The sequence below is a fragment of the Sphingobacterium sp. BIGb0165 genome (assembly GCF_024810095.1).
GTDB classification, from domain to species: Bacteria; Bacteroidota; Bacteroidia; order Sphingobacteriales; family Sphingobacteriaceae; genus Sphingobacterium; species Sphingobacterium detergens.
In genome coordinates this window covers 445,569-470,135 of sequence record NZ_JANUEB010000006.1, presented here as the reverse complement: position 1 = coordinate 470,135, position 24,567 = coordinate 445,569, and the positions used below count along the sequence as shown (strand labels likewise).

Sequence of the window (24,567 nt, the reverse complement as noted above, 5' to 3'; positions counted from 1 at the left end):
GATAACGGTGTGCACGCTATTTAGTATAAAAAAATATGAGCAAGAAGATCTCACTGAAGGATATAGCAGAGGCGGTAGGTGTTTCTACTGCGTTAGTGTCTTATGTATTGAATGATAAAGACGAACAGACAAGGGTAAATAAAGACACAGCAAAACGGATACGGGAAATGGCGAAAGAGATGAACTACCAACCCAATCAGATTGCGAAAAGCTTAAAAAGCGGTAAGTCGCAGGCGATAGGATTATTGGTAGCTGATATTTCCAATCCTTTTTTTGGGAATCTCGCTCGTGCGATAGAAGATGAAGCAAAAAAACATGGTTATAGTGTGCTTTTTGGAAGTTCTGATGAGAATCTAGAAAATTCGCAACGCTTGATCGACACATTTATCAATCGGCAGATAGACGGTTTTATTATAGCACCAGCAGAGGGTACAGCTTCGCAATTGGAATACCTAAAAAATGCCAATATTCCTTTCGTACTCATTGACCGTTATTTTAAGGATTTGGAAACCAGCTATGTGGTTGTTGATAATTTTAATGCAACTTATCAGGCTACCCAGCTGCTGCTGAACCAAGGGCATGCTAAAGTTGCCTATGTATGTTATAAAAACCAGCTGCAACATACAGAGGATCGTTATAGCGGTTACCTGCAAGCGTTACTAGATCATGGGAATGCCGAGGACAGCAGCTTAATCTGTGAGGTAGAGTTTAATAACGCGGCTTATTTTAGGGAGCAATTTATCGAGCTGTTGCAGCCGGATCGGGGTGTAGACGCTATTCTCTTTTCAACAAATACCTTATCTATTATGGGGTTAAAGATTATCAACGAACTGAATATTACTGTTCCAGATGATTTAGCAGTTTTTTGCTTTGATGAGAGTGAAGCCTATGATCTGTTTTATTGTCCAATAAGCTATGTCAAACAACCATTGTCCATGATCGGGAAAGAAGCAGTGAAGATATTGCTTGAACAATTACGTGGGAAAGCATCCAGCGAACAGAAGGTTATGTTGGATGTGGAAATCGTTGCACGAAAGTCCTGTCAAAAATAAAAATGAAACGGCTATTACTCCCTTTACTCTTGTTGGTCGCAGACCTTTTATATGGTCAGGGAAGTTCTACGCCCTGGCAGCAGCTGGCACCACCGGATACGATGGGGACTTGGGTACAACCTGTACAAGGAAAGCCAGCGATGCCAGTTTGGGGGCATGTAAATGGTATAAGGATCGGATTAGATCCTTTACCAGGACCAAGAGGGTTGATCCGGATTTATACCCCTTATTTAAATTATGGGTTTCCGGAAGTCATGAATTTTATTGCCTTTGAGCCTATTCCCAAGGGAAAGGAGGCACGTGGATTTTCCGAACTTGAAATGAGTAGTATCCATCCCGGAAAACGCGGAAAGCATTTTTGGAGTGCAGACCATTCGACAGGATTATCAGCCCTGGATGGAAGATATCCAGCACGGGGGATCGTTGCCCAAAACAATGGCGAGGAGACCCTCGCAATATATCTATTTGCAGAACCCTTTGACAATGGTGCAAGAGTTTATGCTAGGCTTCGTTTTTTTGCATCTAGACCCTATGAGTTTGAATTGGCGACCTATACCTATGAAGGGTCTCAAGAACTGGATTATTTCATACTAACCGCGACAATGGGCAATAAACCCCGGTTAAGGACACTTTTCTTGCAAGATGGAAAAGAATCCTCGCTGGAGCTATGGCCCGATTACAAAGACATCCATTTTACACCACATGCCTATTTTCGGCAACAGCGTATGATACGAGACAAAAAAGGGCGTGTTTATTTTATTGCAGCTCCTGATGAAGTAGATTATATCAAAACCGTTTATACAGCTGGGACTAATCAACATTGGAAGTATCGGGGTAAACCGGCGACTCAATACTGGATTAAAAAGAATCCCAGCGAGCAGCTCAATGGAGTGCTGACCGGAAGATTCACTTATTGGGCGAGTAAAGAACCCATACCCGGAGGTGTATCCATTGAAAATTTTGAATTGAAGGAACCATTTAAGGCAGGAGATTCCTTTATTTTTGGGATTACACCGCGTTCGCCCGAAGCATTCATTCAACATATCAAACATTAACCGACGAAACAATAACTAACGAAAATATAAACCTTCCCGCATAAAGGGTTTTTAATAAAAAAATAGTTTCCGAGCAGAGGATTTTGTGTGATCGAACGTATTAAGTATATAGTTGCTGTATCATTACCGATATTTAGCTTAAACGATTAAATTTTTGTGCCGTAGTATAAACTGATTAATAACACCTAATATTAATGACTATGAAACGCTACCTAAATTTAGCACACTGGCTCAGTATAGCCTTTCTGTTTTGTACACTTTTTTGGCAGGCAAAAGCTATAGAATCCCCGACCATATTACAGCAAAGGATCATCAGGGGCGAAGTGCGGGAAAGTGGTACGAATACCACACTTGCAGGTGTCAATGTGAAGGTTAAAGGGAAAACCGGCGGAACTGTCACCAACTCAAATGGAAAATATGAAATCCCAATTGACTCCAAGGAAAGTATACTTGTTTTCACGTATACAGGAAAGAAGACTGAAGAACGTTTAGTGGGTGAGAACGATTTGATTAATGTGAGCCTTACGGACGAAAGCAATATGCTTGCCGAAGTCTATGTCGGTTATATGACGCAGCGGAAAGCCGATTTAACAGGTTCCGTTGCAATCGCAAACGCGAGTGATATTGCCAGGAACCCATCTGCGAATGCCATGAAATCACTTCAGGGAAAATTAGCAGGTGTACACATCACCACCAATGGTGGAAATCCGGCAGAGGGCGTGAATGTGCAGATCAGAGGTTTGTCGTCACTTTCAGGCGGAGTTAAACCGCTCATTGTTTTGGATGGTATGCCCACCGAGAATCTCAATTTAAGGGATATCAATGCAGCGGATATTGAATCTATTCAGGTGCTTAAAGATGCAGCCTCCGCAAGTATCTATGGTGCACGGGCTTCCGGTGGAGTTATTCTTGTTCAAACAAAAAAAGGCAAAATTGGACAGACAAAAGTGGACTATAATGGTAGCGTCGGAGTAAGCAATATTGTGCGCAAGCCCAGATTGATGAATGCCGAGGAATATGGTCGGGCGACCTTTCGGGCCTATGCCTACGATGAAGCGGTTTATGGTGTGCCATTGACGCTGCCTAAAACATACGATTTTACCTGGCATAGGGATGCTGAAGGGCGCGCTGTGCTAGATGCTGTTAAACCGGCGGAGTATCTTAATGCCGAAAAAACGGTGAAAAGTACTGATACCGACTGGCTTGATGAAATTCTCCGTCCAGCGCTGATGACAAATCATCAGGTATCTGTTTCCAGTGGGACGGAAAAATCAAAAAGCATGTTTTCATTGGGCTATTTTGAAAACCAAGGAACGCAGATCCATACCTTCTTTAGGCAGTTTTCACTGCGGGCCAACAATGAGATTAGTTTAATCAATAACCGACTAAAAGTAGGGGAGAATTTTGCGGTTTCTTATTTAAGATACCGTGATGCAAACGAAATGCGTTGGGCATTGATCAATCCACCAGCTGTTCCTGTACATGATATTTATGGTGGCTGGGCTGGTGCCGCAGGTTTTGATGACTTCACAAATCCTGTTCGTGTACTGACCGATAACAAAGACAACGTAAATAATTATGTCAAGATGATCGGTAATGTCTTTGTTGATTTAAATATCTGGAAAGGAATTTCCGCCCGCTCACAATTTGGTATCGATTACGGAAATGCCTATCGAAGAATAGTGGAAAAGAAATGGTCGGAAACAGGTGGTCGCAATAGCGATGATGAAAATTATGTGGGGAATATCCAGTCTCATCCCCTCAGCTATGTGTGGACAAATACGCTTTCTTACAGCCTACAAAATGACAAACATAGCTTAGATGCGGTATTGGGAACTGAATACACACGATTTGTTGAGGAAGGTTTCTCTGCCCGACGGGAAGGAATATACCTGGAAGATCGTGACTTTGCACATATTGGTGTAACCAATGGAACCAAATACTCACTTGGAAGCACGGCCGACGAATATGTATACCTGTCATATTTCGCCAAAGCCAACTATGTATATAACCAAAAATACCTGCTGTCAGCGACTCTACGTCGGGATGGATCCTCACTTTTTGGCGCAAACAATAAATTCGCTATGTTTCCCGCATTTTCGGCAGGTTGGCGGATCAGCAACGAACCATTTATGAAGAAGTATACATTTATATCTGATCTTAAACTGCGTGGCGGATGGGGAGCTAATGGAAGTGTACAGGGGCTTCCAAGAGGTTATACTTCAACACCATTTACAACAGATTATTTTGGTACATCTTACCCGATCGAAGGGAATGAGACCGGACCATTATTTTCAGGATATCGACGGACCTGGCTGGGCAATCCTAATCTCAAATGGGAAACAACAACACAAACTGATGTCGCGCTAGATTTTAGTCTATTTGATAGCAGGCTTAGTGGATCTTTTGGTTACTATTTTAAGAAAACAAAAGATATCTTGGTTCAGACCCCATACATTGCCGCCATGGGTGAAGGTGGGGAGCCCTGGATCAATGGTGCAAGTATGAATAACCGCGGGATCGAACTGGATATTAGTTATCACAACAATCCACAAAATGCATTTCGGTATACCTTCTCTGCAAATCTGGGAACTTATAAGACCAAAATCGTTAGCCTTCCTAAAGATGTCATCAATAAATACCCGGGCAATGGTGTCAATGACCTTGTGTTGGGAAGGACCCCAAATATCTTGTATGGCATGGTAGCGGATGGTATCTTTAAGACACAAGAAGAAGTCGATAATCATGCTGAGCAACCCGGCAAGGCAGTGGGGCGGATACGTTATAAAGACATCGATGGCAATGGAAAGATCGAGGAGTTTTATGACCGGACTTATATTGGCGTCAAAGATCCAAAGTTTTTCGGTGGGATAACTTTTGATTTTAGTTACCGCAATTTTGACCTTAATATTTTCTTTCAGGGAGTCTTTGGTAATAAGGTAAATAACCTATGGAAATTGGAATCTGACCTGTGGAATATCAATGTCCCGGCACACAAAAATCATCCTACACGTATTTTGGCCGGATGGTATTTTGATCGTACAGACTCCGATATTCCCGCCATCTCAAATTCTACTTTAAATGCGGAGCAACGCCCATCAAGTTATACTGTGGAGGATGGATCTTATTTGAAATTGAGGAATATAGAACTTGGCTATACACTTCCACAAGCGATTTCCAAGAAAGCAGCCATGAATAATTTAAGATTTTATGTCTCTGGACGTAATCTCCTGACATTCAAAAAAGGTTGGGGAAAAGATCGATATACCAGTTTTGATCCCGAGATGCCTGACTACGGCTATCTGACCCCTATGTTTTTGACTTTTGGTATCAATGTAACCTTTTAAACTTCCCTATTATGAAAACGTTTAAAATAAAAATATGCCTTGCGCTTTTCCTATTAACTACTGTAAGTTGTACTGATTCCCTTGATATTGCACCCAAACAGGTGCTGGACGAATCTTTTCTGGTGAAACCAGAGGATATGGACGGTTTTGTGACAGCTGCCTATGCCAGGATGACCGATATTCCGTCATTTGATTCACCTTTTGCACCCTGGTGGTCGGGTTCCATGCGGGCAGATGATTCCTATAAAGGTGGTGGCGGAACATGGGATGGTGATGGCTGGCATAATATGGAGATCTTCGTTGGAGTCAATCCCAATGGATGGCCCCTAGACTATCCCTGGTATGTATCTTACCAGATTATTCAACGCTGCAATACGGCGATACAAAAGTTGCAACTGATCAAGGAGGAAGAATTTCCACAAAAGAATGCCCGTCTTGGAGAAGTTAAATTTATACGGACATTCACCTTTTTTAGGCTAAAGCAATTTTGGAAATATATACCTTATATCGACGAAAAGGTAATTGGTACCAGTGCCGACTTTGAAGCGGTACCGAATAGAGAAAAAGACCAACCCAACGATCAGTATCTTTGGGGGAGAATATTAGCCGATTTTAAAGAGGCCGAACAGCTTTTACCAGCGACGCAGCCCGAAAAAGGACGTGTTGATAAAAATGCGGCAACAGCGATGGTCGCCCGTACCTTGTTATTTATGGCCTATGAACAGAATGATAAACATACTGTTGTCAATATCAATAAAGAAAGGTTGAGCGAAGCATTGACTTATCTCAACAAATTGACCGACCAGGAAGGGGGGAAGGTTGGCTTACAGACAGATTTTGCCGAAAACTTTGATATAAATTTTGATAACAAGACAAAAGAATCTATTTGGGAGATTCAATATTCCATTGATGATGGAAGTTCAAGTGGAGGTAAGATCAATCGCGGCGAGGGATTAAATCACCCCTTCCAATGGGGAGGTTTTCAATGTTGCGGATTTCACCAGATCAGCTACACTATGGCGAATGCATTTAAAACCGGAACAAATGGTCTACCTTTATTTGATACATACAATAATGGGAGTTATGCGGATGGGGACGCTGTGTTTTTTGGCGGGAACAGCTTTGATCCGCGATTTAGCCATACAGTAGCTGCACCGGGGCAACCTTGGAAATATAATCCGAATCTTCTTTTTGAAACAAAGGGGATTCGAAATGGTGCCGAATATGGTTATTTGAAGTCTATTAAGGAATTGCCACAACCAGATTGTAAATGTTTGCTATACGATGGTTGGCAATTTAACTCGATGAACAAGAAAATGATTCGCTATGATGAGGTTTTACTTTGGAAAGCTGAGGTACTGATTCAGCTGGACCGTTGGAATGAATCATTGATACTGATCAACAAGATTCGTGAACGAGCTGCTAAAAGCACAGCGAGGTTAGTGAAAAAGGATGGTTCTCCGGTACTCAATTACAAAATTGCGACCTATCAACCAGGTGTCAATTGTACTTGGGATAAAGCTTTTGCCTGGAAGGCATTACAATGGGAAAACCGTCTTGAGCTGGCCGCGGAGGGGCGTCGTTTTTTTGATCTGCAACGCTGGGGAATATTGGAGCCAACGATGAATGCCTACTTTTCAGTAGAAAAAAATAGGTTTAAGTGGCTGGGAGCGGGGCGTTTTACAGCAGGTCGGGATGAATATTTTCCGATTCCTCAACCTCAGATTAACTGGGCGAAAGGGAATTATACACAAAATCCTGGATATTAGTTGATAAATATTACGAAACCGACCTGTGATGATAAAAATATTGATCAAGAATAACATATTTCCTTATTGTTTGTCGATACTGTTGACATTATGTTGTGCATACCAGCAATGCTGGGCGAATGGGGATCCGGGGAAAATAAATGCATTGATTAAAGCAATTAAAATTGATAGTATAGGGGGGCAACTGCCTCAATTGAGCTATCAGAAAATTGCGCGTCAGGTAGTTAAGGTGCGGGTTTCGGTAGAACTACCCGAGGATGTGCGCTGCGATGACTGGCGGATCCGAATTTTGCCGGCATTTCAGCCCACATTTCATTGGGCACCACATTTGACACCTTCGGATAGCCATATTATTGCGCAGCATGTATTTAGGGCGCCGATGATGATGTTAACTGATCAGCGGAAGCAACTTGTTATTATTCCCGATGTAGACCTGTTGAATAGTACTTTAGCCAGAGATTGGTATATGGATATGGATGCGCAGAAAAACCAGTTAACACTTGGGCGATCGCTGGCGCAGGTCGGCGAACATGTTTTGTTCAAACGGAAATCTGGAAATACATACACGCGTGGTAAATTTGAATTTGCATTTTATGTTCTTGCTTTTGACGATCGGGAAGTGGCAGAAAATCCTTTTCGCAGGCCGCTGGCTTTCTACTGGAAAAATTGGGGCGCAGGTCTTTTTGAGAAGGGTGAACCAATCTCCGGAGATATGGGTACCTATGTGCGGCATAGCTATCACTGGGCATTCCAATCTTGGGTCAAGCAGGTATGGCAGTCGTTTGAAATTAATGGGAAAAAAGTGGGCGCACCGACTTTTATTGTCAATACCACACAAAGTCCCAATTATCCTGGGAAAACCAATGAACGGGAGTTCCGTTCAATATGGAATCAGGCCTGGTTTAGTTCTTTACGTTCAGCCAGTGGCCTATATCGTTTTGCAAAGCGGACAGGAGACCCTGAACTCTTGGATAAGGCTAATCTGACCAAGGAATTGGCGCTATCCTATCCCAAAAAGAAGGGTTTTTTCTATGGTTTAATTGGAACAGAAATGGAAGAAACTATTGCGGGAGAAGGCGATAAAAAATCTGTTCGGAGTAAAGGTTGGGAACACTATTACTGGGGAAATTCAAATCGAAACCCCTATACCTGGGATGCCCGTAAATCCCCTTTTCATCTGCTGGATATGAGCTGGACGGCGTTGCTGATGTTGCGCTGGTACAACGAGCTCGAAAAGGACCCGCGTTTGCTCGCTTATGCCGAAGATTATGCGAAGTCTCTGCTCGAAGTACAGACCACGGATGGATTTTTTCCAGGCTGGCTTGATGTAGAGACATTAAAGCCTCTTGCTCACCTCAATGATTCACCCGAAAGCGCCTTGTCGGTAACCTTTTTATTGACCCTTTATCGCATGACGCAAAAAGAGGAGTATAAAGTAGCGGCTCTACGAGCAATGCAAGCGATTGTGAAGGAAATTATACCCAATGGGCGCTGGGAAGATTTTGAAACCTATTGGTCCTGTTCGCGTGTCGGTGCCGAAGATTGGGTGGGGAAAAAGGTATTGCGCAACGACATGTACAAGCAGAATAATTTTTCTATGTTTTGGACGGCGGAGGCGCTATTGGAATGTTATCAAACCACTAAAGCGAAACCATACCTCAAGATTGGCCAGCGTACCTTGGACGAACTGTTGATGACACAGGCCGCATGGCAACCACATTTTATTCCAATAAAAGCATTGGGCGGATTTGGTGTGATGAATGCAGATGGAGAATGGAACGATGCCAGACAGAGTTTATTCGCTGAGTTGATTATTCGTTATGGTAAGGAATTGAAGCAAAGGGAATACCTCCAGCGTGGCTTAGCGGCTTTACGGGCTTCCTTTGTCATGATGTACTGTCCTGAAAACCCGGATACCAAAGCACAATGGGAGGAAGCCTGGCCATTTTTTGGAAAAGAGGATTATGGTTTTATGATGGAAAACTATGGTCATGGTGGGGAGACAAATGCTAAAGGTCTGGGCATAGGAGAGTTTACTATCTACGATTGGGGCAATGGTGCTGCAGCGGAAGCCTATAATCGGATATTAGACCATTATGGAGCAGATTTTTTACAGGGGAGGGGATTGTAGTCTTTTGCTAATGTATTGTGGTTAAGAAACAAAAAAAGCCTGCTCAAATGAACAGGCTTTTTTTGTGGTGCCACCTGGGTTCGAACCAGGGACACAAGGATTTTCAGTCCTTTGCTCTACCAGCTGAGCTATGGCACCAGTTGACCTTTTATTTAAATCTGTGATCATCAGATTGAAGCGTGGTGCCACCTGGGTTCGAACCAGGGACACAAGGATTTTCAGTCCTTTGCTCTACCAGCTGAGCTATGGCACCGCTTTCTGCTATGGGTTTGTCCCCCTATTGCGATGCAAATATAGTGTGATAATTTGAATTCTAAAATTTTTATGGAGATTATTTTTGCTCTTTTTTCGAAAGTGTTGATTTTGATCGAGATAAAATTACAAGAAACTAACATAGAGAAAAAGGAATAAGCTGTATCTTTGCATTTCAATAAATAGAGATGAGTAAAAGAGGAAGAGTTTTAGTTGCAATGAGTGGAGGGGTCGATAGCTCCGTTGCTTCTGTCATGCTCCACGAACAAGGATATGAGGTCATAGGTATCACGATGAAGACTTGGGATTATGCATCCGCAGGTGGTTCGTCTAAGGAGACTGGATGTTGTAGCCTCGACAGTATCAATGACGCTCGTACATTAGCCGTAAACTATGGTTTCCCTCATTATATATTAGATATACGCGATGAGTTTGGAGACTTTGTAATTGATAATTTTGTAGAGGAATACATTGCAGGGCGTACACCCAATCCATGTGTTCTTTGTAATACCCACATCAAATGGGAGGCTTTGATGAAGCGTGCTGATAAATTGGATTGTGAATTTATCGCTACGGGACATTACGCCAATATTCGTATGCACGACAATGGCCGTTATGTCATATCAAAGGGTAAAGATGAAAATAAGGATCAATCCTATGTCCTATGGGGTGTATCGCAGGAAAATCTAGCTCGTACACAGTTTCCATTGGGATCGTTCACGAAAAAGGAAATCCGTCAAATGGCGCTTGACATGGGACAGAAGGAGCTTGCTAATAAATCGGAAAGCTACGAAATCTGTTTTGTGCCAGACAATGACTACCGTGCATTTTTGAGACATAAAGTACCTACATTAGATCAGCAGATCGGTCCGGGTAATTTTATCCTTTCAGACGGAACAGTTGTCGGTAAACATATTGGTTACCCGTATTTTACCATCGGCCAACGTAAAGGTTTGGGTATTGCTTTGGGTAAACCGATGTTTGTGATCGAAATTCTGCCTGAAAGCAATACGGTGGTATTGGGTGAGGAGCATGAGCTTGAAAAATCACATGCCTATGTACGCAATGTGAACTTTGTCAAATATGCAGGTCTTGACCAACCAATGGAGGCAATTTCAAAAGTACGTTATAAAGATTCGGGTGCGTTGTCTACCATCTCGCAAGAGGGCGATAAAGTGCGTATAGACTTTGTACACAATGTGAAAGGTATCGCGCCAGGACAATCAGCCGTATTCTACGAAGGAAATGATCTTTTAGGCGGTGGTTTCTTGATGAAATAATAAAAGCTGATCTGAAATTCAGCATAAGAATTCTAATCCCTATACTGCATCGACAGTATAGGGATTTTTATTTGTACGCCCAGCGTAAACGATAGTGCTACTCTAGTTTCATAAGGGATTTCTAAGGTTGTGTGCAGCTATTATGCCGGCAGGATTTAAGTCAACCGAATTAAGAAGTAGCGCATAACTACTTCTTTTTTCAAGATAGAGGGTCGAAAGCGAGACCAAGATGGTATCGTAATCTTTATCAGGTGAATCAAAGGTGAGTGTTCTGGCCTCATGCTGTTGATTATCGTATCGTGTTAATTCGATTTCGTGGGAGCCAATTGTTCGTGCGTATTTTTTATCAAAAGATAAGGCTACAATTTCAATTTTTAGAATGATATGGTTACATGCTTTGGGCCAATAGAAATTTCGTTGTGCGTTCAATTCGGGCAGGTATACTGAGGTGGTTCCTGGAGCAGAAAAAGTCACATTGGTATCGAAATAAAGGTAATCATAGATATGGCAATTCTTATTGAATTGAAAGCCTACCAATCGCTGGATATTTCCTCGAGTGATCCTTTGGTCTCCGGGTTCGTATTTTCCATTACCGAGCAGTACGCGTTGCATACGTTTAACCAGTCTGTTGTGCATACCGCTGTCATGTACTTTTTGATGTACAGCATTGAAAGCCCGACGGATTGTTGCTCCCGCTGCGCTCGCCGTTCCGAAATCGGAAGCAGCAGCTTCACTCCATCTTGTTTGGTTTATCTTGTCCGATGATTTGGACTGTACGACATTTTTGTCTCCAACTTTACGATTGATCAAATTACTAATTTGACCTCTCAAATATCCATTTTCAATTATTGCCATAGCTAAAGTTAATATTTTAAATTGCTTTAAAACAGTTTATTATAACTTTTATAAAATTGAAAATCGTAAAGTAGTAGCCTTTACAATTTTTGAAATTGGTGGTACTTCATGATAATGAAATTGGTAACAGATACCGCTATGGTTTCCTATAGGCTTAGTTAAGATATGATATAATACCCATCCGATTAAGATGGTCATCGTGTGCAGGGTGTGTCAGAGATCATATCAGTTTGCAAGCGAGATAGACTCGGTGTCAACACGGACTCAACATGGACTCAACACGGCGTAAGCGGGCTTGGTATGTGAATATGGTGTTTTTTTTCCGTTGATGATTATTGGATAAACCAATTGTCTTTTAAATATACAGTGTGTTTTACGTTTTTTAAGGATATTTTTTTTGAGCGGTTTAGTATATATATGTTTTATAATTCTTTCTATATGTATAGAAAATATTTACAATTTATTTTTTATATAATAATTTTATTGGTACATTTGTATAGATAAACTATATAGTTTAATTATGATACAAGAACAGCCAATAAAAAGGCAGTCGGTCTGGATCTGGGAAGAAGACTATCCTTATTCGTTAAATGCTAGAGAACTTCAAGACCCAATTATTGCCCTAGAAGATGTGTTTTCAAATTATTCTTTGGTTGATTGCCAATATCTACTATGGGAATGGAAGCATTGCCACTACCGACCCTATCTCTTTTCGTTTGGAAATGGAATACATACACTTTATCACTTCATGGGTAAATTACAGAAACTTCTTAATGTAGCTTGGTTAATAGACAAGGAATTTAGTTGTGCTCAACTTTTAGTTGCCGGCAATGACCTTGCTTTCCGTGAATTTAAGGACCATAATTATTGCTCTTTTTTTTGTGGGCTAAAAAATAGTTTGAAGGTAGTGATTACAGAATCTTTTAGACAAGAAGAAGGTCTTCAGGGATTCATGAATGTGTTGCGGCATTGGTGGGACATGGGAGCGGACTGGCGGCACCTGGATGTCGGCGACCGGTGTAATGTGGGGGGTGAGATTTCAGAGTTTAGAGGCCTCACTCAAATGGTCGAAGTAATGAATTTTATTTATAAAAGTAATGGAATGAAAGAGACACAAAATCTGTATGCCTGCAGTAGCTATCTTTCTTTGGAGGAAGGTAGGCAACCCGTAAAGACAATAATGAGAATATTTGATAAATGGGAATATGAAGATTTAAAGGAATTTCTTCGAAAATTGTTTTATACAATGGAATACCATGGAGGTCTTGAAGAAGGAATTATGGGAGATAGGGGCGGTATAGTCCACACCTTCCACAAATTGATTGATCTTGCTCAACAGCTATCATTGAACGATGAAAGCTTTTTTGGGGATTTAAAACACTTTATAATCGATGATTTTTCGGAATTTGAGAATTTTTGGACGGATTATGATAGGCCTCCCTTCCATCATTTACCGAAAATGGACTTAGATTACCTGGTTAATAAGTTAAAGGGCATTAAGTATGACTTATTACATAGAAATCTTCATGAATTTATGTTGCTTTTAGTTGGTTCCGAAGGCACTTTTACAGATAATTATACTAGTGTGCTTTCTTTATTTCAGGGGTTAGAGGAGTTGTTGGAAGTTCTCTATCTCATCATGTTGAGCCGTGTACAGACAGAATTGTAATTAATTTTTTAAATTATGGACATACAAAAACCGATTGGAATAATTGATCTAGAGATAAGTAAACACGATATAACTTACAAAAGTATGCTTGGATTATATTGGCAGTTTTTTGATGCAACTGATTACGAAAATCATTTGCTCGGAAATGATAAGCTTTTAAGAACCGTGATGTCGAACGAAATTTATCCTGATTTATATCTTGCAAACGCAGCATATCGATTGGGGTTAAATAGAAGATTGTTAGATTTAGCATGGCTATATCTGACTTATAAAGAAAATTCTGATGAGGAGTGTGGCGTCAGTGTGTTGAATAATCAAGAAAGGTATCGGCCAAAGTTTTGTTATAGCTCTAATAGCACATACTACTTTGATGATTATTCGTGCTTGCACATGAAATTTGATGAGCAATATAAACCCTTAAAACGCGAAGATGATTATATGGAAGTGGTTTACCGGTTTAAGGGGAAGGTTCGTTGGTTGTTATTGGATGAAATTGAGAATCCTTATGCATTTTATATATCTATTTTTGAAAATAGGACACATCTCGATTGGATTCAATTGCTTTCTAAATGGGGAGAATATACTTTCTTATCAACAAGTATTTGTCAAGAGATTGATGGTGGAGAAGTTTATGATACGTATGTTCTTTTTCAGAAATTAACAGAAATGGCTTATTTGATAAATCGCTATGAAGATTATATTCCAGATTCAAGGGCATTTTTATATTCAGAATTCGGTTAATATCCGTCAAATTTAACGATAGACGAAATTATAAGTCCACAAACAGTGCTGCTTAAGATATTTGGAAAATCTACTATTGATACAATTCTTAATGAAATGTTTTGGTGGTTGGATTCTATTTTAAACGGACAAGAGATTAGTGATTTTAAGCGCGTCTATAATATTTATACATCCGTTTTAAGGATTGTGGAATTTTGTTGGATATTTAAGCCGCATAAGAGGCCGCGCATTAGGTTGAAAGATGATAATAGCGATGAAAATGCCTTTTACACTTCTTCTTTTGAATCATTAAATTATCAAACTAATTATTTGGAGATAAAGGAAAGATCAGAACCATTATTTGCTCTTAATTGGATTTTTTCTGAATACCAAAGAGAAATAGGGTATTTGAGGTCTGTGCTAACAGATTGTTTTGAAGTATCTTTTGGAAAAGGAAGCTCATCTCCCGATGGTATAGTAATAGAGAGCTTAAAAACGAATTGTGCTAAGTTTATTGAACTAGCCTATTTATTTCACCTAGTTCTGCTAGAAGAAAAAGAATAACGATGCCATTTGCAAGCCCTATACCTTATGACTATTTCTCGTGGAGATTGTATCCATAATCTTTTAAATGAGAACATATAAAGACAGATTTTTATTTCCTGTTTACTAATTATTTTAGTAATTTTAACTTATGAATCCGTCAGAATATTTTAAGGGCAGAGGGGCGCAGATCAACCCCAATAACAAATTTTTTTCTAATCAATATGTTCAGGAACATATCGAAGGTTTGGACGAAGAATTTCTTGGGGCCGAAAAAACACAGTTTATTCCGACGCACCCGAAGTCCATTATCTCTAAATCCAATAGTCCAGACCTGCGCTTTGAAAGGTCAATTAATCCGTATCAGGGCTGTGAACATGGTTGTATTTATTGCTATGCCCGCAATTCGCATGAGTATTGGGGTTTTAGTGCGGGATTAGACTTCGAACGCAAGATCTTGGTCAAACACAATGCCGCCCAACTCCTGGAGCATGAGTTTCGCAAGTCAAGTTATCAGCCTGATTTGATTATGCTCTCAGGCAATACGGATTGCTACCAGCCTATTGAACGAAAACTGGGGATCACACGCTCGCTTTTAGAATTGATGCTTAAATACCGAAATCCAGTTTCTATCATCAGTAAAAATGTGTTGATGCGAAGGGACTTTGACCTCTTAGGTGAACTTGCAGCGCTAAATCTAGTATCGGTTGCTGTGACCATCAATTCCCTAAGGGAGGAGGTCCGGCAAAAGATGGAACCCAGGACGGCTACAGCTTCGGCCCGTTTAAAACTGATTGAGGAATTGACGGGGATAGGTGTACCCGTGATGCTGATGATGGCACCCATCGTTCCTGGAATCAATAGCGACGAGATTTCAGATTTGATCCGTTCTGGAGCAGACGCGGGAGCAATTACAGCCTCTTATACCATTGTTAGGCTCAACGGGCAGATCGGTGATATCTTTAAAGATTGGTTGTATCAGAATTACCCGGATCGTGCTGAAAAGGTATTGCATTGGATCGAGGCTTGTCACGGTGGAAAAATTAATGATACTGATTTCGGACGGCGGATAAAAGGAGATGGTAATATGGCAGAGAGCCTGCAGCATCTGTTTAAGTTGTCGGTCAAAAAATATATGAATAACGGGGTGCTTCCGTCCTTGAGAAGGGATCTTTTCCGCTTGCCCGATGCGGGAATGCAGTTGGGCTTGTTTTAGTTATTGTTGTCAAATGACCGCTGAAAATTACGCTATTTGTGTAATTTTAAAAAATGGAAATTATATCAGAACGACTCCGGTTAAGAACAGTGGAAAATGAAGATTTGGAAAAGATTCATTATCTATTAATGTGTCCAGAAACGGCCTTATTTAATCCGAGCGGGCATCCGAATGGGATAGGGGATACCGCCCAAATGGTAAAAACCTGGTCGGAACAAGAAAAGGAATCTGAGGATAGAAAGAACTATACTTTTTATATTGAAACTATTGTGGGGGCGGAATTTGTTGGTCTGATTGATATCAGTATTGTCAAGGTAAAATATAGAAATTCGGAAGTATGGTTTAAGTTAGTCCCAGAAATGTGGAATAAGGGATATGCAACAGAGGCATTAAAACAAATAATTGAATTTGGATTCAGACAACTTAATCTCCATCGGATAGAAGCTGGCTGTGCGGTAGAAAATATCGCGTCTTATAAGATAATGGAAAAGGTAGGCATGATTAGGGAAGCTCATCGGAGAAAGATCTTGCCTTTAAAAGACGGTTGGAGTGATAATTATGAATATGCAATTTTAGATCAGGACTACTTAGATTAAGGCATATTAAAGTACGATAAAGATTGATTATTTAATTCATTCTTTGCAAAAGGGCCAGATTCCTAAACGAATCTGGCCCTTTATTTCGTCCGGAGACCGATGGCTCCAGAATTATGAGGCTGATAAAATTGATTTACAATCCCTATTTTTTTCTTTTGATCAATATATAGCTGATATATAGTAATAATAACCAGGCTGGGATCAATTCAACCGGCAATTTCATACCTGTTACCCACATGATACCCAACACAGCGATCAAAAAGATCAGACAGATATAATTGCTCAATGGATAGAGAAACGAAGGGAATTTCGTTTTTACATGGGCATCGACTTTGTTTTTTCTAAAATATAAATGCGTGATTGAAATCATTACCCAGTTGATGATCAACGAAGAAACAACCAACGACATCAGGATCTCCAATGCATTCTTAGGTGCAACATAATTGATAAAGACACAGATCGCAGCAAACACAGCTGAAACCAGAATAGCATTTATAGGTGCATGGTTTTTGTTTAGCTTAGACAAAAACCTAGGCGCATTACCCTGTTCAGCAAGTCCAAAGAGCATTCTACTATTGCTGTAAACACTGCTATTGTAAACCGATAAGGCTGCGGTGAGCACGATCAGATTGAGTGTGTTTGCGATAATTTTTGTAAAGTAGAATGTTTTTCCGAATAGAGTAAATTCAAAACCATTGAGTTTGTCAAATACCAGTACAAAAGGGCTTGTATCTGCATTGATATTTGTCCAAGGAGTAAGCGAAAACAAGATAATCAGTGCGCCTACATAAAAGATTAGGATCCGGTAGATAACCTGATTGGTCGCTTTGGGGATATTTTTTTCAGGATGCTCGGCTTCGGCAGCGGTAATACCCACCAATTCGAGTCCACCAAAAGAAAACATAATCAGTGCCATGGCGGATAGCAGACCTTCATAGCTTCCATCTCCAGCCTGGTTAAACCAGCCTTTTGGAAAGAAACCACCATGCGACGTGAGGTTGCTCAGGCTCGCCTGTTCACCTCCGGAACCACTAAGCAGGAGATAGACACCAAAGACAATCATGGCAATAATAGCGACAACCTTAATGATTGAAAACCAGAATTCTGTCTCGCCATAAATTTTTACAGAGGCAAGGTTCAGGGCATTGATAGCGAAGAAGAAAAATAAGCTGGATCCCCAAAGTGGGATTTCCGGCCACCAGAATTGGACATATACTCCAATAGCTGTTAGTTCGGCCATGCTCACTAAAATATAGAGCACCCAATAGTTCCAGCCAGAGGCATAACCAGCAAAAGAACCCCAATATTTATTAGCGAAGTAACTAAAGCTACCGGATACGGGCTCTTCAACCACCATTTCTCCCAATTGGCGCATAATGAAGAACGCAATTATCCCTGCAAAGGCATAACCAAGTATCACCGCTGGCCCCGCTAGTGTGGCAGCTTTTCCTATTCCAAGAAACAATCCAGTTCCGATGGCGCCACCAAGAGCGATCAGCTGAATATGTCTATTTTGAAGTCCCCTTTTTAATTGTTTCGAATCCTTGTTATTCTGTTTCTCCATTTGTATGGTTAATACGGTTACTTATTTAGTGTCGATCAGTCTTGATCCTGAATATTCTACTCATCTCTTTTCCAACACGGGATTGAGATGAAAATTGGTTTATCTGCAAAGTACTACAAATTATTTAATTTGCTACTACAGCATTTTGACCTAAGCGCATAAAGTTAATAAAACACTTAGGTATTTTATGCACCTTAAGCTTTGCTTTTTACTGGACCAGAAAGCAATGTTTACTAATACTGCTGAAAGACAGGTTTTTAATAGAAAACGCTACCATGAGAATGGTAGCGTTTCATTTGTTCGTAGCTAGTGTGATTTTTGGCCACTCCACCTTAGAACGAAATTTTGTTTGTAAATGATACAGTAAAAGATAAATTAATTTGCTTTCTGTGGTTTTTCCACTGTTCCGCAGCTGCATCCACAACCTTTGGAGCAACCTGATTTACCTTTCAGTGATTTACGGACATTTCTAACGACATACCATACAGCCGCTAACACCAAAATTCCAACGATGAGATATTGTACTGTTAAATTATCCATGATCTTTTATTTTTTTAAACTGTGAAAGCATCTATCTCACTTGCACAACTAGTTTATTTTAAGAGTTGATAAGCAATCAAGGCACTGAAATAAGCCAGGCCTGTCATAAAACCAACTTGAATTAATGTCCATTTCCACGATCCTGTTTCTCTTTTTACCGCTGCTATTGTACTCATACATTGCATGGCAAAAGCATAAAATAAGAGAAGAGATATTCCGGAAGCAAAATTGTAAGCCGGTAAACCCGTATTACGGTTAATCTCGCTCCGCATTTTGCTTAATACTGTTGTTTTCGTTGCTTCATCTTCAATATCCACTTCATCGCCAAGGCTGTATACAGTTGCCATTGTTCCCACAAAAACTTCCCTCGCTGCAAATGAGGAGATCAAACCGATTCCCATTTTCCAGTCATAACCCAGCGGCTCTACAACAGGTTCAATTGCCATGCCAAGATAGCCGAGGAAGGAATGTTCCAGTCGGTAAGAAGAGATCTCATGGTCAAGATCCTCACCTGAGAGGTTGGGATTATTTTGTGTGACATATTCCTTGGCCTTGCTAAACTTGTCGTTTGGACCGAAACTACCCAAAGCCCAAAGAATAACAGAAATTGCCAATATAATCTTACCTGCTCCGAATACAAAGCTTGCCGTTTTCTCCCAAACATTTAAAGCAACGTTTTTCCAGTCTGGAGATTTATAAGTAGGAAGCTCAAATATTAAAAAGGACTTGTGTTTGGATTTAATGATTTTGGTCAAGAGTATGGCCGAAAACAATGCTGCAAATATTCCAAGGAGGTACATGACAAATAAAACCATACCCTGCAATTGAAATCCTGCATATTTGGTGTCTGGAATAACCAATCCGATCAATACGATGTAAATAGGTAGACGGGCAGAACAGGTCATGAATGGGGTGACCAATATGGTGACAAGTCGTTCCTTTGCATTTTCGATATTACGTGCAGACATGACCGCAGGTACAGCACAGGCTACCCCAGAGATTAAAGGGATTACGGATTTTCCATTTAGCCCGAAGGGTCTGAGCCAACGATCCATCAGGAAAACCACACGGCTCATATAGCCAGTCTCTTCCATAATAGAAATAAAAATGTATAAAATAACGATCTGTGGGATAAATATCACGATACCACCGATACCTTTGATAATACCATTGCTCAACAGATCTGTGAGCGGACCAGCAGGAAGCGTGGTCTGCGTATAAGCGGCAAGATCACCAAAAAGCCCATCTATAAAGTCCATCGCCGGACCTGACCAGGTATAGATCGCCTGGAAAATCAGGAAGAGAATACCAAAGAAGATCAGATACCCAAAGATGGGATGGAGCAATATTTTGTCGATCGCGTTTGTCTTGTTTTTGTTGGAAGCATCGTCCTTGGTATAGATTTCGGCTAAGTTTCCATCTAAGGATTTGCTCCGAAGAATGGCCTCTTCTTTCTGAAGTTTCTCCGCTTTTAACTGATGCTTGTCGCGAATTTGCTGAATTGAATCGTTTTTTTCTTTCGATAGAAAAGAGACTTCCCCTTTAGCAAGATATTGCCAGGTATGGTATTCAGTGTCCAAAGGAAAAAGTCTTTTGGTTTCTTCCAATGCTTCGTTTGCTATTGGGGGCAACTGAAATTTGCTGACATACATCGGCGGGGTGGCATCGAAATTCTTGATCAACTGATCGATACCCTGTCCCGTACGCGCATTTGTTTCGTAAACTTTTGTATTAAGTAGCTGTTCAAGCTTTGGGATATCTATACTTATTCCTTTTTCTTTGGCCTCATCGATCATGTTGATGACGAAGATAGCCGGAAGCCCGAGCTCTCGTGCTTGTTGATAGAGGATGACAGACCTTTTCAGGTTGGTTGGTTCAGCAACAACAATAACAAGGTTTGGTCTAAAGCTGTTTTCTTTGTTGACCAAGGTATTGAAGACGACTTCTTCATCCATTGAACTCGGAAACAGGGTATAGGTTCCTGGAAGGTCAATAATGCGATACGTCTTGTTGTTGGCTTTAACTTGTCCCTCACGTTTTTCTACAGTGATACCAGGATAGTTTCCTACTTTCTGATTTAATTTTGTAATCCGGTTAAAAAGGGATGTTTTACCCACGTTTGGATTACCCAAAAGTGCAATAATCGGGTTATTCATTATTTCTGATCAATAAGGATGACTTTAGCTTCGGATTTGCGAATGGCAATCAAGGCGTTATTAGCAATAATATTTAAACATATAGGACCATCTAAAGGTGCGATATGTTTCACTTCTACTTCAGTACCAGGCACAAAACCTAATTCGAAAAATTTAGCTGGAATATCGTGCGAATCAAAATCAATAATCACCGCTTTTTCCCCTTTTTTTAGCTTGTCTAAGCTAGTTTTATTACGCATTTACCTAATTTTTTGTATTCTCCAAATATACAGATTTTCTACCATTTAGAATGATTCTAATGTCATAGTTATGTATTTAGCGCAAAAAACAGCTATCTTTACGAGTAAAAAGGGATTAATTATCAACCAAAATGAAAATCGAGGACGAAATCAAAGTAAGTAAATTCAGTAATGAATGGCATCGTTGTACCGTAAACATTCTATATACGTACAATTGGCTGAATAATGAACTTGAACAAAGAGCAGCCAAAGAAGGGATCACTTTGAAACAATTTAATGTCTTACGCATCCTCCGAGGCCAATATCCAAAGCCTGCAACCAATAACCTGATCAAATCAAGAATGCTAAGTACAACACCCGATATTTCCCGTATGATTGATCGGATGGTGACGAAAGGACTTGTTTCCCGCTGTCAATCGGGTGGTGATAAACGCGCCGTTGATCTAGTTATCACCGATAAAGGCCTGAAGATCCTTGAAAATCTTGAAGAGCCAATGCTGATGACGGATATTTTAACCAATAGAATCAGTGAAAAGGAAGCAATGCAACTCAGTATTTTATTGGACAAGCTAAGAGGTTGATTAATGTGTATGATCATGGTCATGGTGGTCGTGATCATGATCATGCAGCTCTTGATGGCCTTCATCATGTCCATGTGCATGGTCGTGTTCACCGCCGAAAGCAAAACTTGCCAGAGCAATGGCCACACCGGCAATTACCGCAATCATTTTTCTTTTGTTGAATTTATGATGGTCTATAGATCCGGACTCGAACAATATTGTTGTGGATATATGCAGAAATATACCAATAACCACAGCCATGATCTTATCAAAATATTGTTGAATATTACCCACCTCACCAGCGCTAATCGCTTTACTTAATAGAAAGCCGAAAGGAGTCATAGCCGCGAATAGAGCCAGTGTGATAATAATCGTATTTCTTTTGAGGTGTGTGCTGATCAAGATACTGCCTAGGGCAAATGCAGCTGGAATATGATGGATTGAAATCCCTAATGCAAGTTCGGTCTGATGTGTCGCCGCCAATGGCATTCCCTCCAGGAAAGCATGTAGACATAAACTAAACATGATACCGATCGGAAAACTATGGCTGTGATGACCATGCTCATTTTCAGTATGGATATGCCCGTGCTCAATTCCCTGCGAAAATTGCTCAAGGAATAACTGGAACAGAAAGCCTCCAAGTACATAGATACCCAATATTTCGGGTGAGGTGTTTGTCGACTGATAAACATGGGGAATCAAATGCAGGACAGTAATGGAGAATAAATAGGCTCCACTAAATGAAAGGATCAATTTTAGAAAATTTGTCCCTTTTTTCTGTACAAAAAAGACAGCGATACCACTTGCAAATGCAGGTACGAATAAAATTAAAATCAATAAAATTGAATTCATTATACTTGTTCAGTTTTAAAAAAGCTAGGTACGAACCGCTTAAACAGATAGCCTGTAGCCAACCCAACTAGGATTCCCAGCGCGGAGCCACAGAGTATATCAAACGGGTAATGAACACCAACATAGATTTGGGAGACTGAAATCAAGAATGCCCAGGCAATACATAACCAAAGTACATATTTCCATCTTCTTCGGAATAGCACAATCCAAAAGAAAGCCAAGGAAAAGTGATTGGCCGCATGAGAGGAAGTAAAGCTAAATCCGGAGCCACATCGTACCCGGATATTGACATTTTCCTTAAACTCCACATCATTGCAGGGCCTGATTCTTTTGACAGTCTTTTTGATCAAATGAGATGAGATACCATCGGAAATACCGAAAGTAACCAACGTCATTGCTACAATCAGTATACCTGTTTTTCCATAGGTTTTGATGAAAAAAATAACCAGAAATAGATACAATGGAGCCCAGGTGTATGGATTACGTAGTATAGGCAACAGCCAATCAAATACAGGGTTACTTAAACCTTGATTGATGGCAAGAAAAATTTCTTGGTCGATGTGTACTAATTGTTGAATCATAAATCTTGTTGATTACAATGAAATTCCCAAACTTTTAAAAACTCGCTTTTCAAAAGTAAAAATAATTTCATTGCAAACGATTGTTTCTTTTAAAAACAACTTTGTTGCAACAAAGATACATTAAATATTCAATAATTATAATTTTAATTCGATATTTTATTGTCATAATGCTAAATTTACACGTTAATCAATTCAAAGGAAATGACTTTAATTAAATCAATCTCAGGAATACGAGGTACGATAGGCGGTCGTGCGGGAGAAGGACTTACGCCGATAGATATTGTTAAATTTACAGCTGCTTACGGAACTATCATCGTAAAGCAAAGCGGAATAAAGAAAATTGTGGTTGGAAGAGATGCTCGTGTTTCTGGCGAAATGGTCAGCAACCTGGTTATCGGAACCCTGCAAAGTATCGGTGTTGATGTGATTGATTTGGGATTATCGACAACACCAACAGTGGAGATTGCTGTTCCCCTGGAGCAAGCGGCGGGAGGGATTATCCTGACAGCTTCCCATAACCCGGGACAATGGAATGCGCTCAAACTGTTAAATGCGAAAGGCGAATTTATATCTGATGCGGAAGGTCAGGAAGTATTAGCCCTTGGAGAATCCCTGGATTTTGATTTTTCTGCTGTCGAGCAACTGGGTTCAGTACACAAAGATTACTCCTACCTACAAAAACATGTTGATGCTGTATTGGCATTGGAATATGTAGATAAAGAAGCGATCAAAGCGGCGAACTTTAAAGTTGCTTTGGATGCGGTGAACAGTACGGGTGGTACATTTATCCCGGCTTTGTTGGATGCTTTGGGTGTACATACAATTTATAAAATTCACTGTGAGCCTAATGGTAATTTTCCGCATAATCCAGAGCCTTTAAAAGAAAATTTGACAGATTTATCGGCCGCTGTAATCGAAAATAAAGCTGATTTGGGCATTGCCGTTGATCCAGATGTGGACCGTTTGGTCTTTATGATGGAAGATGGTGAGTTATTTGGTGAGGAATATACACTTGTTGCAGTTGCAGATTATCTGTTACAACATAAAAAAGGTAATACGGTTTCCAATTTATCATCTACACGTGCATTGCGTGATGTAACCAAGGCACATGGTGGTGAATATTATGCTGCTGCTGTTGGCGAGGTCAATGTGGTTACTAAAATGAAAGAAGTTGATGCAGTGATCGGTGGCGAAGGTAATGGTGGGGTAATCTATCCAGCCTCACACTATGGTCGTGATGCTTTGGTGGGTGTAGCTATTTTTCTGACACATTTGGCTAAGCTGGGCAAGAAAGCTTCTGAATACCGTGCTTCACTACCGCAATATTTCATGTCCAAAAATAAGATCACGTTGACACCGGAACTGGATATCGACAATCTTTTGGCGAAAATGGAGGAGAAATATAAAAATGAAGAGCACAGTACCATCGACGGTCTGAAAATAGACTTTGAAAACGAATGGGTGCATTTGCGTAAATCCAATACGGAGCCAATCATTCGGATCTACTCCGAAGGACCAACACCGGAAGCCGCTGAGCAGATTGCACAAAAAATCATTCGCGAGATCGAAGAAATAATTAAATAAAAACAG

20 protein-coding genes and 2 tRNA genes are annotated in these 24,567 nt (G+C 40.4%); 13 read left to right on the top strand and 9 right to left on the bottom strand.

From position 1 onward, the window contains the following. Positions 1-35 precede the first annotated feature (35 nt). The 5 genes from M2408_RS16345 (at position 36) to M2408_RS16325 (ending at position 9,354) form a co-directional block, all read left to right on the top strand. Positions 36-1,052 carry a LacI family DNA-binding transcriptional regulator gene (locus tag M2408_RS16345; protein ID WP_259183367.1) on the top strand — a complete coding sequence of 339 codons (1,017 nt, stop codon included), beginning with the start codon at positions 36-38 and terminating at the stop codon, positions 1,050-1,052. A gap of 2 nt (positions 1,053-1,054) precedes the next feature. After that, complete coding sequence (locus M2408_RS16340) at positions 1,055-2,107, top strand: hypothetical protein (RefSeq protein ID WP_259183366.1); 1,053 nt, start codon at positions 1,055-1,057, stop codon at positions 2,105-2,107. A 200-nt stretch (positions 2,108-2,307) separates the two neighbouring features. Then, positions 2,308-5,454 carry a TonB-dependent receptor gene (locus M2408_RS16335; protein ID WP_259183365.1) on the top strand — a complete coding sequence of 1,049 codons (3,147 nt, stop codon included), beginning with the start codon at positions 2,308-2,310 and terminating at the stop codon, positions 5,452-5,454. Positions 5,455-5,465: 11 nt separating this feature from the next. Further along, positions 5,466-7,223: a RagB/SusD family nutrient uptake outer membrane protein gene (locus M2408_RS16330; protein ID WP_259183364.1), complete on the top strand. Its 1,758-nt coding sequence runs from the start codon at positions 5,466-5,468 to the stop codon at positions 7,221-7,223. A gap of 28 nt (positions 7,224-7,251) precedes the next feature. Beyond that, positions 7,252-9,354 carry a hypothetical protein gene (locus M2408_RS16325; protein ID WP_259183363.1) on the top strand — a complete coding sequence of 701 codons (2,103 nt, stop codon included), beginning with the start codon at positions 7,252-7,254 and terminating at the stop codon, positions 9,352-9,354. A 65-nt stretch (positions 9,355-9,419) separates the two neighbouring features. On the opposite strand, the gene M2408_RS16320 is transcribed toward M2408_RS16325, so the two are convergent. Together M2408_RS16320 and M2408_RS16315 are read right to left on the bottom strand one after the other, a co-directional pair. Next, positions 9,420-9,492: transfer RNA gene (locus tag M2408_RS16320), tRNA-Phe, on the bottom strand. Between the two features lie 42 nt (positions 9,493-9,534). Beyond that, positions 9,535-9,607: transfer RNA gene (locus M2408_RS16315), tRNA-Phe, on the bottom strand. Between the two features lie 187 nt (positions 9,608-9,794). Here M2408_RS16315 and mnmA point away from each other — a divergent pair. Further along, complete coding sequence (gene mnmA / locus M2408_RS16310; protein WP_046672147.1) at positions 9,795-10,886, top strand: tRNA 2-thiouridine(34) synthase MnmA; 1,092 nt, start codon at positions 9,795-9,797, stop codon at positions 10,884-10,886. A 108-nt stretch (positions 10,887-10,994) separates the two neighbouring features. Here the strand turns inward: mnmA and M2408_RS16305 are convergent, their stop codons facing one another. Then, positions 10,995-11,741: a hypothetical protein gene (locus M2408_RS16305; RefSeq protein ID WP_259183362.1), complete on the bottom strand. Its 747-nt coding sequence runs from the start codon at positions 11,739-11,741 to the stop codon at positions 10,995-10,997. A gap of 520 nt (positions 11,742-12,261) precedes the next feature. Between M2408_RS16305 and M2408_RS16300 the strand changes: the two genes are divergently transcribed. The 5 genes from M2408_RS16300 to M2408_RS16280 all read left to right on the top strand — a co-directional run bounded on the left by M2408_RS16300 (position 12,262) and on the right by M2408_RS16280 (position 16,485). Continuing rightward, positions 12,262-13,410, top strand: a complete 1,149-nt coding sequence (locus tag M2408_RS16300; RefSeq protein ID WP_259183361.1) for a hypothetical protein — start codon at positions 12,262-12,264, stop codon at positions 13,408-13,410. Between the two features lie 15 nt (positions 13,411-13,425). Further along, positions 13,426-14,151 (top strand): hypothetical protein, encoded by a 726-nt coding sequence (locus tag M2408_RS16295; RefSeq protein ID WP_259183360.1) that lies wholly within the window; start codon positions 13,426-13,428, stop codon positions 14,149-14,151. 45 nt (positions 14,152-14,196) lie between these two features. After that, a complete protein-coding gene (locus M2408_RS16290) occupies positions 14,197-14,694 on the top strand; it encodes a hypothetical protein (protein WP_259183359.1) in 498 nt (165 codons plus the stop codon). 130 nt (positions 14,695-14,824) lie between these two features. Beyond that, entirely contained in the window at positions 14,825-15,889 is a 1,065-nt protein-coding gene (locus tag M2408_RS16285) for a PA0069 family radical SAM protein (RefSeq protein WP_259183358.1), read from the top strand. A 53-nt stretch (positions 15,890-15,942) separates the two neighbouring features. Further along, positions 15,943-16,485: a GNAT family N-acetyltransferase gene (locus M2408_RS16280; protein ID WP_259183357.1), complete on the top strand. Its 543-nt coding sequence runs from the start codon at positions 15,943-15,945 to the stop codon at positions 16,483-16,485. Between the two features lie 142 nt (positions 16,486-16,627). On the opposite strand, the gene M2408_RS16275 is transcribed toward M2408_RS16280, so the two are convergent. The 4 genes from M2408_RS16275 to M2408_RS16260 all read right to left on the bottom strand — a co-directional run bounded on the left by M2408_RS16275 (position 16,628) and on the right by M2408_RS16260 (position 20,984). Continuing rightward, positions 16,628-18,049, bottom strand: a complete 1,422-nt coding sequence (locus tag M2408_RS16275; protein WP_259183356.1) for an amino acid permease — start codon at positions 18,047-18,049, stop codon at positions 16,628-16,630. 375 nt (positions 18,050-18,424) lie between these two features. Then, a complete protein-coding gene (locus tag M2408_RS16270) occupies positions 18,425-18,589 on the bottom strand; it encodes a FeoB-associated Cys-rich membrane protein (RefSeq protein WP_120259094.1) in 165 nt (54 codons plus the stop codon). 53 nt (positions 18,590-18,642) lie between these two features. Then, complete coding sequence (gene feoB, locus M2408_RS16265; RefSeq protein ID WP_259183355.1) at positions 18,643-20,745, bottom strand: ferrous iron transport protein B; 2,103 nt, start codon at positions 20,743-20,745, stop codon at positions 18,643-18,645. Continuing rightward, complete coding sequence (locus M2408_RS16260) at positions 20,745-20,984, bottom strand: FeoA family protein (protein WP_223583452.1); 240 nt, start codon at positions 20,982-20,984, stop codon at positions 20,745-20,747. The genes feoB and M2408_RS16260 overlap by 1 nt, the downstream gene beginning before the upstream one ends. A 131-nt stretch (positions 20,985-21,115) precedes the next feature. Between M2408_RS16260 and M2408_RS16255 the strand changes: the two genes are divergently transcribed. Further along, on the top strand, positions 21,116-21,565 hold the full coding sequence (locus M2408_RS16255) for a MarR family winged helix-turn-helix transcriptional regulator (protein WP_259183354.1): 450 nt from the start codon (positions 21,116-21,118) through the stop codon (positions 21,563-21,565). Here the strand turns inward: M2408_RS16255 and M2408_RS16250 are convergent, their stop codons facing one another. Next, on the bottom strand, positions 21,566-22,396 hold the full coding sequence (locus M2408_RS16250; protein WP_259183353.1) for a ZIP family metal transporter: 831 nt from the start codon (positions 22,394-22,396) through the stop codon (positions 21,566-21,568). Further along, a complete protein-coding gene (locus M2408_RS16245; RefSeq protein WP_120259090.1) occupies positions 22,396-22,977 on the bottom strand; it encodes a phosphatase PAP2 family protein in 582 nt (193 codons plus the stop codon). The genes M2408_RS16250 and M2408_RS16245 overlap by 1 nt, the downstream gene beginning before the upstream one ends. A gap of 201 nt (positions 22,978-23,178) precedes the next feature. Here M2408_RS16245 and glmM point away from each other — a divergent pair, with 201 nt between their 5' ends. Then, the gene (gene glmM / locus M2408_RS16240; protein WP_259183352.1) at positions 23,179-24,561 is read left to right on the top strand and encodes a phosphoglucosamine mutase; all 1,383 of its coding nucleotides are present in this window, start codon (positions 23,179-23,181) and stop codon (positions 24,559-24,561) included. The last annotated feature ends 6 nt before the right edge of the window (positions 24,562-24,567 follow it).